This is a genomic window from Campylobacter massiliensis (assembly GCF_014253065.1).
GTDB classification, from domain to species: Bacteria; Campylobacterota; Campylobacteria; order Campylobacterales; family Campylobacteraceae; genus Campylobacter_A; species Campylobacter_A massiliensis.
This window is the reverse complement of sequence record NZ_JACLZK010000001.1, coordinates 722,362-734,821: the sequence shown is the minus strand read 5'-3', so window position 1 is coordinate 734,821 and position 12,460 is coordinate 722,362. Positions and strand designations below refer to the sequence as shown.

General features: G+C 49.2%; 9 protein-coding genes. 4 read left to right on the top strand and 5 right to left on the bottom strand.

Annotated elements, in window-relative coordinates:
* Positions 1-21: 21 nt before the first annotated feature.
* Positions 22-618, top strand: coding sequence for a DJ-1/PfpI family protein (locus H7R39_RS03430; protein ID WP_185897970.1), 597 nt, complete (start codon positions 22-24; stop codon positions 616-618).
* Between the two features lie 240 nt (positions 619-858).
* Here H7R39_RS03430 and H7R39_RS03425 read toward each other — a convergent pair whose 3' ends face one another.
* Positions 859-1,149, bottom strand: a complete 291-nt coding sequence (locus tag H7R39_RS03425; protein ID WP_185897969.1) for a hypothetical protein — start codon at positions 1,147-1,149, stop codon at positions 859-861.
* Positions 1,150-1,756: 607 nt separating this feature from the next.
* Here H7R39_RS03425 and H7R39_RS03420 point away from each other — a divergent pair.
* On the top strand, positions 1,757-2,479 hold the full coding sequence (locus H7R39_RS03420) for a hypothetical protein (RefSeq protein WP_185897968.1): 723 nt from the start codon (positions 1,757-1,759) through the stop codon (positions 2,477-2,479).
* A 107-nt stretch (positions 2,480-2,586) separates the two neighbouring features.
* On the opposite strand, the gene H7R39_RS03415 is transcribed toward H7R39_RS03420, so the two are convergent.
* From H7R39_RS03415 to H7R39_RS03405, 3 genes are read right to left on the bottom strand one after another with little or no spacing between them, the layout of a single operon-like run.
* Entirely contained in the window at positions 2,587-2,922 is a 336-nt protein-coding gene (locus tag H7R39_RS03415; RefSeq protein ID WP_122863445.1) for a hypothetical protein, read from the bottom strand.
* A gap of 30 nt (positions 2,923-2,952) precedes the next feature.
* A complete protein-coding gene (locus H7R39_RS03410) occupies positions 2,953-4,869 on the bottom strand; it encodes a hypothetical protein (protein ID WP_185897967.1) in 1,917 nt (638 codons plus the stop codon).
* A 20-nt stretch (positions 4,870-4,889) separates the two neighbouring features.
* Positions 4,890-5,459: a YcxB family protein gene (locus tag H7R39_RS03405; protein WP_185897966.1), complete on the bottom strand. Its 570-nt coding sequence runs from the start codon at positions 5,457-5,459 to the stop codon at positions 4,890-4,892.
* Positions 5,460-5,682: 223 nt separating this feature from the next.
* Between H7R39_RS03405 and H7R39_RS03400 the strand changes: the two genes are divergently transcribed.
* Positions 5,683-8,136, top strand: coding sequence for a molybdopterin-dependent oxidoreductase (locus H7R39_RS03400; protein ID WP_185897965.1), 2,454 nt, complete (start codon positions 5,683-5,685; stop codon positions 8,134-8,136).
* Positions 8,137-8,338: 202 nt separating this feature from the next.
* Entirely contained in the window at positions 8,339-10,993 is a 2,655-nt protein-coding gene (gene polA, locus H7R39_RS03395) for a DNA polymerase I (protein WP_185897964.1), read from the top strand.
* Positions 10,994-11,165: 172 nt separating this feature from the next.
* On the opposite strand, the gene H7R39_RS03390 is transcribed toward polA, so the two are convergent.
* The gene (locus H7R39_RS03390) at positions 11,166-12,449 is read right to left on the bottom strand and encodes a citrate transporter (RefSeq protein WP_185897963.1); all 1,284 of its coding nucleotides are present in this window, start codon (positions 12,447-12,449) and stop codon (positions 11,166-11,168) included.
* Positions 12,450-12,460: the final 11 nt, after the last annotated feature.

Sequence of the window (12,460 nt, the reverse complement as noted above, 5' to 3'; positions counted from 1 at the left end):
TAAAATCGATAAAGGATCGCTATGAAGGCGCTAAACGTTTTGCTTTTTGACGGATTTACTACAATGGACGCGCTGGGGCCTGCCGAGGTGCTATCTCGAGCGCGAGAGGGCGAGCGAAAATGCTACGAGATAGAGTATTTTTCGGTTGAGGGCGGGCTCGTGGGTAGCAGTACGGGCGCTAAAATTTGGACGCGAAAGCTAGATGAGATGGTTAAATTTGACGTCTTGCTCGTGCCAGGCGGTTTTGCGGCTAGAGAGCTTGCGCATGAGGGCGAGTTTATCGCTATTTTGGGCGAGCTAGCGCGCAGGCACGAGTACGTGTTCACGGCGTGTACGGGCTCGGTTTTGCTAGCTAAAACAGGATTACTCGACGGCATGGAGGCCACGAGTAACAAACTATCGTGGCAGTGGGCGACCTCAGAGGCCCTGAATGTACGTTGGATACGCGCGGCCAGGTGGTGCGTTAGCGGGAAATTTTACACTAGCTCGGGCGTGAGCGCGGGTATCGACGCGGCTCTGGGTTTTGTCGCGGATATGCACGGTCGAAACGAGGCGCAGCGTATCGCCGTGACGATGGAGTATGTCTGCAATAGCGACAAAAACGCGGATCTGTTTTAAATTTTAGTTTGCGGCGGTTGCTAAAATTTGACGGATAAATTTAAGCCGAGTCAAATTTCGAGGCACCGTGTCTAAAAAATGCGTGAAAAACGAATTTACAAAATTAGCCGTTCAAAAGCACGGGTATAAAAAGTGCAAATTTAGTCTGATAGTCGGAAGATTTCTGATTTATGGCTAAAAACAAGTAAATAATCCAAAACAATGCAAATTTTACTGCCAAAAATCGCAAATTTTATAAATTCAGCGGTTTTGGGCGACAGACTTATCGCTGTTTGGAGCGTTTTTAAGCTTTTCGCACACCAAGGCAGCGTAAATCATCGCTAGCGTCGTCGCAAACCAGATGATGTAAGGTAAGCAAAAAACAAAAGGCTTTTCGTAGTAGTCGTATTGCACGTCGACGTTGCGGCCGATGTAGAGATAAAAGCCGCCTACGATGATGACGTAAAGCGCGATAGCGACGGTGTTGCAGGCGCGAACTAGCTTGCTGGTCGGATGTTTTTGTTTAGATACGGTCTCGTGATTATGACTCATCTTTTCTCCTTTATTTTTGGGAAATGTTATCATAATTAGCGTAAAATTTTGATGACATCTAGTAAATTTTAAAGCAAAAAATTCACAACTAAAAAATAATAAAATTTAAGCGGATTTTATGGGGGGGGGGGGGTAGAATGCGTTCTTATTTCACTTTAAAGGATAAAAATGAGTTTTTATTTTTTTGACGCAAAAGATTTGAGGCGTGTTGGTAGGTTTCTGGCTATTTTGATATCGTTTGTATAGGTATTGGAGCCAGTGTCTTGTGTGTTCATTTTTTAAAAGACGATAGCTATTCTCTGCTTTTTATAGTTGTTATCCCTTTGGTATATTTTGGGCTTAAATTTTATTCAAAATGCCCGAACTGCAAAAAGAGTTTTTGTACTAGAAAAATAGGCCAAGAGACGTTGCGTGAGGAGCTGGCGAAAGGAACTAAAAAAGTGGATAATAGAACAGTAAGCACAACGTTTAGGATAAAAGATATAGAAATTTATACTAAATGCGATAAGTGCGGTTTTGAAAATTTTTATACGGTAACCAAAAAAACAGAGGTGTAACTTTTAAGGATTTTAAACGTCTTAAAAATTTTAATCAATAGGAGTAGAAAATGGTAAATGAGAATTTCAAAAAATGGGCTTTGGGTTTTAGCGGTTGCGACGGCGGAGACATCGGTAGCGCGCAAAGCCCGAGCGTTTGGCTATGCGGACTTGAGTGGGGCGGTGGGTTTAAACCTGAAGAGTTGGCTGATGAGTTTAAGGATGATGTTAGCAAGCCATCCGCAGGATACGAAAGCTACGAGCGAAATTTGGCGTATCAATATAATATCAAAGCCCTTAAGCTGCTTTGCGCGCTTAACGGAGCGAGCGATCATATCAAATTTAACGAAACCGTAAAGCCCTTTACGCAAGGTGCAAAAGGGTATTTTAAGCTAAATTTGTATCCGCTTGCGTTTAAAAATACAAACCATAGTCTTTGGAGCGAAGGTTTTGCCGAGGCAACAGGTCTGAAAAATAAGGGCGAATATATACGCTGGATAGAGCAAAATCGCTTCCCTAAACTTAGGGCATGGGCAAAAGAGCGCAAGCCGCGCCTAATAATCTGCGTGGGAATAAGCTATAAAAACGAATTTATCGCGGCATTTGGCGGCGAGGGCGTGCAGGTGAATGAAGCTATTGCGGGCGATAAGAAATTTTATTATTTTAAAAATGAAGACAATACGATTGTGGCTATAACGTATTTTCTAGGCAATCCGCACGGTTTAAATTCTGACGTAGCAATAAAAGCTACGGGCGAGAAAATAGCTCAAATTTTGACTCAAAACGGCAAATAAACTTAGCGTTAAGGGCAGTAAATAACTAAAATTTACCGCACTCGCACGCCAAAAAACGGCGAGTGTGATTTGAGCGTACTTCACGCACTCGCCGAATTTACCTCGCGCTACCACAGTTTTAGGCAGACTTGCCCTATGATGACGGCGATAGGAGCTCCGTTTATGTCGTAAGTATTGCTTGAGTTTGAGCCAAAATCGGGCTTGACGACGTTGCCTTGTATCACCCAAGTGTTGCTTGAGTTTGCGCCGTATTTGGGTTTTATTTTTTTGCCGTCGAACTCAAAGGTGTTAGAGGAGTTGGCTCCAGTTTTAGGCTTTAGCACGCCGCCGTCAAATTCAAAGGTATTGTGCGTGGTTGCGCCGTATTTTGGCTTCAGTTCGTTGCCCTCGTATACCCAAGCGCCGTTGCCCGCAGACCTTCCGTCCCAGTTGATTTTTGGCATTTTATCCTCCTAAAATTGAGATATAAGTAACTATTTTCCGCGGCTTGCTTCTTTTGCCTTTATCGCTTCGTAAATTTCATCCGCGTTTGTCAAATTTGCGTCCAAAAACTCCTGAGCCTTTTTGAGCGTGCGCGCGCCCATGATGCCGTCGGCTTTGACGCCGATAGCCTTTTGCACGTATAAAATTTTATCTTTTTGCGTCATCTGCGGTGCGGTTTTGGCGGCGGCGGTGGAGTTTGTTTCGCGCACCGTCTCGTTTGATCCGTCAAATTTAGCCGTCATCTCGCGAAATTTGGCCTCCAGGCCGCGCGATGCCTCAAAGCGCTCGTCAAGCTGCATAAGAGTCGGAGCGTAACCGAAGCTCGATATCGCGCCGTAGATCGCGCCGAGGGCTCCAAAGCCCGCTAAAATTTTAAAAAACAGCGAAAAAGCCTCTTTGTTTCGCATGCTTTGGCGGTACTCTTTAGGCACGCTGCTTCGGCGAAATAGCGTAACCAGCGCGCTAAGAGGCGCTAATACGCACCAAGCCATGCCCGCGCAAATAGCCAAAAATATAAGCGTGTAAATAGGCGCCATGATGTAGCGATCGGCTAAATTTTCGCCCAAAAATCCCGCCGTAAAAACTAGCGCAAGCAGCCAAAATAGCGAGCCCAACCCAAACCAAACCGCAGGCGAGTAAACGGGGGAGATTTTATTTAGGCATTTTTTCATCGTTTCGCCTAGTTTGCTCGCCGCACCTCTTGAGACGTAGCCGTCGCAGGCCTCTATCACGGCGTTTGCGGCCTCGTTTTGCGCGCCGTCCGTCTTAGCGATACGCTTTAGCGCGGAGTCTAGAGCGGGCTGCGAGCAGTAGCGCGTGAAAAATTTAAACGCCTCTCGCCTAGTTATCTTGCCGTCGGCGTCAATCTTTTCTAGCATTATTATCTCGTCCGCTAAAAGATCGTCGAAAAAGGGCGGCCTGATAAAGGCGTAGGGCGGGTTGCTAAAGCCCACCGCCTCGTACTCTTTGCCTAGCAGTATAAAATTTAGCCTCGTTATCGCGCTAGAACCTACGTAAGAAAACAGGTGCGAATCCTCCCCGCCGCTCTCTTCGTCTTGATAAAAAGGTATCGTCTGCGAGATAAATTTACAGCTGCGAGCGCATAAAAAGTCTAAAAGCTCGTCCGCGTAGGCGCGCGATTTTATGCGTAAATTTACGCTGGGTTTCGCGTAGGCGCCGATGTTTGCTATCGTGGTAAAGTATCCGTGTCCGCTACACTGGGCGCACTGCACGTAGCCAGACCCGCCGCATCCGCCGCACCTTACGGCACCCGATCCCGAGCAGCCGTAGCAGGTGCTTGAACCGCTGCCGCCGCACGATGAACAGCTCTCGTAGCGATACGTCACGTAGGTGCTGCCGTCGGAGTTATACTGCGTGTGAGGGCGATTTACGCCGCCGCTGCCTCCGCACGTAGAGCAGCTTTGTCGTCCGCGTCCGCCGCAGCTGGAGCAGGTTTTTTTGCCTCGTCCGCCGCACTCGCCGCAGCGCGTCTGCCCGTCGCCGCCGCAGTTGTCGCAGCGCTCGCTCATGCTAAATGGCTTAAAATCGTAATACCTAACCGCGGCGCTTGATTTTGCGACGGCTTCTTTTGCGTCTTGGCGTAGCTCGGCGAGTAAAATTTCGTGCAGATCGGCGCTATCTCTAGCCTGCAGCAAGCACTCTCTGGCGTGATTTTCGTAGCCGCGAGTGTCGCCTCCGAAATGTATCTGCTCCTTTTGGCCGCCTGCGATTTTGCTCTCTTCGCGCTTGCCGTAAAACTCCCACGTCACGGTCGCCGTCGCTTCAAAATCAAAAATTTCGTGCGAAATTTCTACCAAATCTTCAGGCTTAGCTTGGTTGCCGCTTACTAGATTTCGTAGCCCTTTTAAAAACGGCTCGTGTAAACTTAGCTCGTCAAATTCGCTCATTTTAAATCCTAAATTTTATTTTAAGCGTCTAGTCCTGCGCGCTTTTTTATCTCGCTTAAAAACTCCGCTCCGCCGTCTGCAAAAGCCTCGCGCGGCACGGCGTAAAACATGGAGTTTTCGATGATAACGACGATAAAATCACCGATATAGCGGGCGTGGCTGATGGCGTTATAAAAATATCTGCCCTCGCCGAATTTGCTTTTTTGCACGAAAAACTCATCCTCCAAGATCACGCTTTTTTGCCCGAATTCGCCGTAGTTTGCTTTATTTATCAGCGCGTGAGTAAGCAGCCAAGGCCGTAGTCCCGTAGCGTAGAGCAGAGTAAAAAATGCGGCCATCCACGATAGGTAGGCTAGATTTTCCACGCCGCTAAAACCGTAATCCCTAAGCAAGTCGCTAAGCTCCCTGAAGTAAAATTTGACGCACAAAAGCGTGATAAAAATCATCCCGATAAAGATCGCCGCAAAGTCACAAAGGTTGATATAGCGCATAAATTTATCGCCCTTATAGACTATCTTGCCCACCTCGCGCGTCATCGCTTTATACTCGGCGCTAGGCTTTATCTCAAATTCGGCTTTTAAATTTGACATTTGCTTCCTTTAAATTTTGATGAAATATTATCAAATTTGGCCTAAATTTACGCTATTTTTAAAACAGCGGCTAAAACGAGAATTAAGCCTAAATTTCGTAAAATCGCCGTCAAGACGCGAGGTCGCGTAATACGTTTAAAGGCATACAATGCAAAGTTCAACCTCATAAATCCCGCTAAATTTAAACCAAATCAAGCATCAAATTTAAATTTAAGGCAGAATCATGAAAAGACGAGATTTTCTAAAACTAGGCGCGCTGGCTGCGGCATCGGCGCAGGCAAAGCAATTTAACGCGCTAGCGCAGGCGATATTTGACGAGCAGATGGGGCTTTGCGCGAATAAATTTGGCGCGTTTTACGTCCAAACCATCGGCGGCAGGGTCGTTGGCACCGAGCCGTTCGAGGGCGACGCGATGCCAACGGTGCTAAACAACGCTCTAAGCGATCACATCCAAAACGAAACGCGCGTGAAATACCCATACGTGCGCAAAAGCTTCCTAGCCGATCCCTCAAATCCAAAGCCGCAGCTTCGCGGCAAAGAGCCCTTCGTGCGCGTTAGCTGGGACGAGGCGATAAAGCTAAGCGCCAAAATTTTAAAAGAAAACTTCGACAAATACGGCTCGCAGGCCATTTACGGGCAGCTTTATCAGTGGGGTAGTCTAGGCAAAGTCGGCCACTCGCAGCGCACTGCAAAGCGCATGCTAAACGCGCTAGGAGGCTACGTGAGCGAGCTTGGCGGCTACTCTTACGGCGCGGCGACTGCGTTTTTACCTCACGTGACGGGCTATATCGATCCGACGCATAATCCTACGCGCTGGGAAGGCGTGGTAAAGGAGGCCAAAACGATCGTATTTTGGGGGACAAATCCGGTCGTCTCAAACAAGATCGCTATCGGCGTTCCGATGCACAACTCCTACGCCTACTACGAGATTATGAAAGAGAAATTTAAAAAAGGCGAGATGAAAATTTACAGCATAGACGTTTACCGCAACGAAACGGCGGAGTATTTCGGCGCGCACTATCTCGCCGTGCGCCCTTGCACCGATACGGCGATGCTGATCGGGCTTTGCGAATATATCTATGAAAACGGGCTTTACGACAAGGAATTTATCGAGCGCTACACGGTCGGGTTTGATAAATTTAAGGATTATTTCACGGGCGCGAAAGACGGCGTGAAAAAGGATCTAAAATGGGCGAATAAAATTTGCGGCGTGAGCGAAAAGGAGCTAAAAGAGCTAGCGGGTACGCTGGCTAAAAAAGACACGCTCATAGTTACAGGCTACGCGATACAGCGCCAGCACCACGGCGAGATGGCGTACTGGGCGCTCATCGCGCTGGCTGCGATGCTAGGCGATATCGGCAAGACCGGACGCGGCTACGTGATGAACGATCAGATGCATAAAAACGCAGATATCAGCTTCGTCGCGCCAAAGCTTCAGGCTTTTAACCCGGCGGTAAATGAAAAATACATCGCCCCGCAAGGCAAGCTAGCCAAAGCCAAATACCACGAGATACCAAACAGTAGGCTCATAGACGCGATCATGGAGCCCGGCAAGCAGATCGAGCGTAACGGCAAAAAGTACGTCATGCCGCACATCCGCGTGATGTTTAACGCCAACGGCTCGACCTTCACCCGCCACCCCGACACCAACCGCGCGGTCGAAGCGATGAAAAAGATAGAGGCGATCATCACCACTGAGCCCTTTTGGACGAGTACGGCGAGGCTCAGCGACATCGTGCTACCGGCGGCGCTTGAGTGCGAGCGCACGGATATAGAGTTTGCAAACTCGACTAGCGAGTATCTTTTTGCGATTAAGCCGCTAGTAAAGCCCGCGGGCGAGAGCAAGAGCGACTTTGAGATCGCGCGACTCATCTGCGCGCAGTGGGGCGAGGAGTACGAGCAGGCCTTTAGCGAGGGTAAAACGGAGCTTGAGTGGGTGAAGGAAATCTACGCCGATGCAGTCCAAAAAGCCGAAGGCATGGGCATAGCGATGCCGAAATTTGAGGAGTTTTGGCAAAAAGGATATGTCAAATTTGATAAGATCGACGAGAAAAAGCGATACTTTACAAACTACGCGGACTTCCGCGCCGATCCCGAGAAAAACGCGCTAAAAACGCCGTCGGGCAAGATCGAGCTCTACTCCGAAGCGGTCGAAAAGCTAGGCTATGCCGACTGCCCGCCGCACGCGACGTGGATGGAGCCGTTTGAGTGGCTGGGCGGCGACGTGAGCAAGTATCCTATCGCCATCAGCGGCGCGCACTCTAAATTTAGGCTCCACTCGCAGCTAAATAGCTCGCTCATCCGCAACTACGCCGAGATCGCGGGCCGCGAACCAGCGCTAATTAGCCCCGCCACGGCAAAGGCGCGCGGCATCAAAACGGGCGACGTAGTAAGGATATACAACGACCGAGGCGAGATCCTCTGCGGCGCGCTGGTAAGCGATACCGCGCAAGATAACGTCGTGATCGTAAGCGAAGGCGCGTGGTACGACCCCGCCGTCTGGGGCGAGCGTAGCCTATGTAAACACGGCAACATAAACGTGCTAACCAAGGACGTGCCTAGCTCGCAGCTCTCGCAAAGCAACACCGCGCACACGAGCATGGCGCAGGTCGAGAAATTTAAAGGCGAACTGCCGAGTGTAACGGCGTTTGATAGGCCAGTGACGATAGAGGCTTAGGCTTTAGGATTTAAATTTGAGCGGTGAGCTAGCCGCTCAAATTTGACTACTTTTTAAATTTACCCGCTTAAATTTATCGTCAAATTTAACTCAAATTTGACCGCTCCAGCGCTTACTCCGCGCCGCTAAATTTAAATTTACTTTCAAATCAGCCGTTTTTTTGCCTAAAATTTGTAAAATTAGCCCAAAAAAAGGATAAAAAATGAGCCAAAAAACGCTAACGATCATCGACACTTTCGGGTTTTTTTTCAGACTTTACTACGCGATGAGCGGGCTAAAAAACCGCGAGGGCAAGCCAAGCGGCATGGTGAGCGGCTTTGCTAGCTTTATCATGAATCTGCGCCAGGAGTTTGCCAGCGACTACATCATCTTCGCGCTAGATAGCAAGGGCAAAACGCTGCGCCACGAGATCCTGGGCGAGTATAAAGCCAACCGCTCCGAGCCGCCCGCAGCGCTAAAAGAGCAGCTGCCCGTTTGTATCGAGATGATAGAAAAAATGGGCCTAGCCGCCGTGAGCCGCGAAGGCTACGAGGCCGACGACATCATCGCTAGCGTCGTAAAGGAGTGCAAGCAGCGGGGTATATTCGTACGCATAGTGACGCACGATAAGGACCTCTACCAACTCATCGAGGACGGCAAAGTAAGCATCTACAGCCCCCAAAGCAAGATCGATCACGATAGCGCGAGCTGCATAGAAAAATACGGAGTTCCGCCAAGCTGCATACGCGATTTTCTCGCAATCGCGGGTGATAGCTCGGATAATATCCCGGGCGTCAAAGGCATAGGCGCGGTCGGCGCAAAAAAGCTACTAAACGAATTCGGCAATCTAGAAAGCATCTACGAAAACCTGCCGCTAGTGCGAAACGAACGTATCCGCGGTATGCTGGCAGAAGGCCGAGAGAGCGCGTTTTTGAGCAAGCGCCTAACCTCGCTCTTTGACGACGTGCCCGACGTGCTCGATCTAAAAAGGGCGGAATTTCCCGAGCAAAATCCGCTCGTAAAGGTCGCCGATACTCTGCGAGAATACGATCTAAACCGCCTCTTAAAAGCGCTGCAAAATAGCGAAAACGCGGGCGAAAACGCGAAATTTAAGCTCGGCTTTAACGCGCGGCTTTTAACGGACGAGGGCGAGATCGAGCGACTGCTGGCAAACGTTGACGCAGACACGCTCGTGGCCTTTGACACCGAGACCACGGACGTCGATACGCAAAACGCCCGCCTGGTCGGCTTTAGCTTTTGCTTTAACGACGAGGAGGCCTACTACGTGCCCGTGGCGCACGAGTATCTGGGTGCGCCAAAGCAAGTAAGCGAAAAATTCGCCGGTTGGGCGATCTCGCAAATTTACAAAGGCTGCGTGATCGGGCAAAATTTAAAGTACGATTTTAAGGTCGTAAAGCGAAATCTAGGGCTCGAGCCGCCGGTAAATTTTAAAGACACGATGATACTGGCGTGGCTCATGGATCCGGGATCTAGCGTGGGTATGGACGCGCTAGCCAAGCGGCTCTACGACTACGATACGATAAAATTTGAAGACGTGGTAAAGCGCGGCGAGACCTTTGCGTCCGTGGCGCTAGAAAACGCGGCAAAATACGCGAGCGAGGACGCGTGGATAACGCTGAAATTTTACAAAAGCTTTTTAAATTTGCTTGACCCTGAGCTGCTCGCGCTCGCCGACACGCACGAGTTTGCGTTCATCCTCACGCTTTTTGATATGGAGCGCGAGGGCATCGCGATAAACCGCGAAAAAATGCAAAATTTAATCCTAAAAAACGACGCTAAGATTAAGGCCTTGACCGCCGAAATTTACGAGCTAACTGGCGAAAATTTTAATATAAACTCCGTTAAGCAGCTAGGCTCGGTGCTGTTTGAGCACCTAAAACTACCCGTAAAGAAAAAGACAAAAACGGGCTACAGCACCGACGAGGCCGTGCTAGCCGAGCTCATCGACGAGCATCCCGTCATCGAAAAACTACTCGAGTACCGCGAGCTATACAAGCTGCAAAGCACATACTGCGAACCGCTGCTAAATTTAGCTAAAAAGGATGCCGACAGCAGGATATACACGAACTTTATCCAGACGGGAACCAGCACGGGCAGACTCTCGTCTAAAAACCCGAACCTGCAAAATATCCCCGCTCGCGGCAACCTAGCTAAGGACGTGCGAGGCTGCTTTGAGGCTAAAAGCGGCTTTAGCTTCGTGGGGCTTGACTATAGCCAGATTGAGCTGCGACTGCTCGCGCATTTTAGCCGCGACGCCGCGCTACTTCAGGCATTTGCGAACGACGAGGACATCCATGCGCGCACGGCGATTAGTATATTCGGCAGCGCAGAGGGGCAAAACCGCGCGGTGGCCAAGAGTATAAATTTCGGCCTCATCTACGGCATGGGCTCGAGCAAGTTGGCAAATCAAGTAAGTATCACGCGTGCCGAGGCAAAGGAGTATATCGAGCGCTATTTTAAGGCGTTTCCGACGATAAAGGGCTTTTTAGAAGGGATAAAAACCGCGGCCAAAAACGAGGGCTTCGTGCGCACGCTGCTGGGTAGAAAGCGGCTATTTGACTTTACTACAGCGACGCCGATGCAAACGGCGATGTACGAGCGCGAGGCGGTAAATACGATATTTCAGGGCTCGGCTGCCGATATCATCAAAATGGCGATGGTAAAAATCCGCCCGCTTTTAAGCCCGCGCGCGAAAATGCTTTTGCAGATACACGACGAGTTGATTTTCGAGGTGCAGGACGGTTATGCGCAGGAATTCGGCGCGGCGGCGCAAAAGATAATGCAAGAAATTTACAAACTAAACGTACCGCTAAAAACGAGCCTAAACGTGGCGAAGGATTGGGGCGAGCTTAAGTAATCGGATGCATTTGGCGCGGAGTTTTTAAAAAGATAAACGCAAAAAATTTTATAGATTTTTTATAAATCAAATTATTTTTGACTGCAAGACGGCGTCAAATTTAAAATTTGGCGTATTTATCTTGCAATCAAAAATCCCGCGAGCCTTTTGGGCGACTAACGCGGGATAAAATTTAAGCAAATAGATTTATCACAAAAGAAAAAACGATCACCATCGCTACGCCGCACAATATAGACGGGCGCTGGAAGCGGTTGGCGGTTTTTAAATCAGAGCCTTCGCACACAGGGATCAACGTAGGCAAATTTGCGACCGGTCCGCCGGTTAAAAAATGCTGCGTTAGTGCGCTACCTCCCGCTGCGGCTACGCAAGCGGCTAGCGGATCGGCTCCGGCGCTGATAACGACCGTTAGCATCGGTATGGTTAGCGCTCCCGATGCAGAATAAGACTGTGTAATTATGCCCGCAAATATCGAAACCATAAGCATTACGAGGATCGGCGATATATTTAAAAGCGGCTCAAGTATGCTGCGTATGCTATCTATCATACCGATATTTTTGATAACCCCGGACATAAAAAGAAAGCCGATCGTAGCTACTAGCGGTATCGCCATACGCGTAAGACCCTCTATCATCATATTTTCGCCTTTGCCGGGAGCCAGTCTAGCTAAAAAAATCACCACGACGCCGCAAGCCATACCTACGATAAAAATAGGCAAGCCGCTAACAAAACCAGCAAGCAGTAAGATAAAAGGTAAAAACGCTTTAAACGACGTGATGCGCGAATCCGTATCTTTAAAATCCTCAAGTATCTTTTCGATCTCTTGCCTGGACAAGAGCAAATTTCGCTTCTTCATGTAAAAATACATCCTAGTAAACGATGCTAAAATGATCGTCATCGCGCAGATCGCTCCGACGATGTTTATCGCACCAAAGCCTATGCCCGCAGTCGCGATTAGGGCAACTTGGGTCGGATGAGTAAAGCCGCCGAAATTTCCAAGTCCGCCGGCATGTCCTAGAGTGCCAGCGGTTTGGTTCGGGTCGCAGCTCATTTTAATAGCCGCAGGCCCAGCGATCGCGCCGGTTACGATAGGAGGCGAATAGCCCGTGAGCATGCCCATTATGCCCGCAGCCGTCGATGCTGCCGCGCAGATACCCGGGCCTCCGCCGATTTTTATACCAAATCTTATGACCGAGCGCACTATCACGGCCAAAAAGCCCGAGCCCTCCAAAATACCTAAAAACAAAAGCACGCCCGTCATATCGGCGATGACGGGATTTAAACCGCCTTTGACTAAATTCGCGATAGTTGCGCCGTCTTTACCCGACATAGGAAAGCCTGCGACGATCGCTACTATCGTAGAGCCTATGATAGCCGTGATGTATAGCGGGGTGCGACCCGTGATCATTAGCGCCAGCACCACTAACATCAAAATTTGAACAACAACGCTCATATCCATGACGTCCTCCT

Coding starts and splice junctions, on each gene's coding strand:
- H7R39_RS03430 (WP_185897970.1), top strand. CDS start 22: ATGAAGGCGCTAAACGTTTTGCTTTTTGACGGATTTACTACAATGGAC.
- H7R39_RS03425 (WP_185897969.1), bottom strand. CDS start 1,149: ATGAGTCATAATCACGAGACCGTATCTAAACAAAAACATCCGACCAGC.
- H7R39_RS03420 (WP_185897968.1), top strand. CDS start 1,757: ATGGTAAATGAGAATTTCAAAAAATGGGCTTTGGGTTTTAGCGGTTGC.
- H7R39_RS03415 (WP_122863445.1), bottom strand. CDS start 2,922: ATGCCAAAAATCAACTGGGACGGAAGGTCTGCGGGCAACGGCGCTTGG.
- H7R39_RS03410 (WP_185897967.1), bottom strand. CDS start 4,869: ATGAGCGAATTTGACGAGCTAAGTTTACACGAGCCGTTTTTAAAAGGG.
- H7R39_RS03405 (WP_185897966.1), bottom strand. CDS start 5,459: ATGTCAAATTTAAAAGCCGAATTTGAGATAAAGCCTAGCGCCGAGTAT.
- H7R39_RS03400 (WP_185897965.1), top strand. CDS start 5,683: ATGAAAAGACGAGATTTTCTAAAACTAGGCGCGCTGGCTGCGGCATCG.
- polA (WP_185897964.1), top strand. CDS start 8,339: ATGAGCCAAAAAACGCTAACGATCATCGACACTTTCGGGTTTTTTTTC.
- H7R39_RS03390 (WP_185897963.1), bottom strand. CDS start 12,449: ATGGATATGAGCGTTGTTGTTCAAATTTTGATGTTAGTGGTGCTGGCG.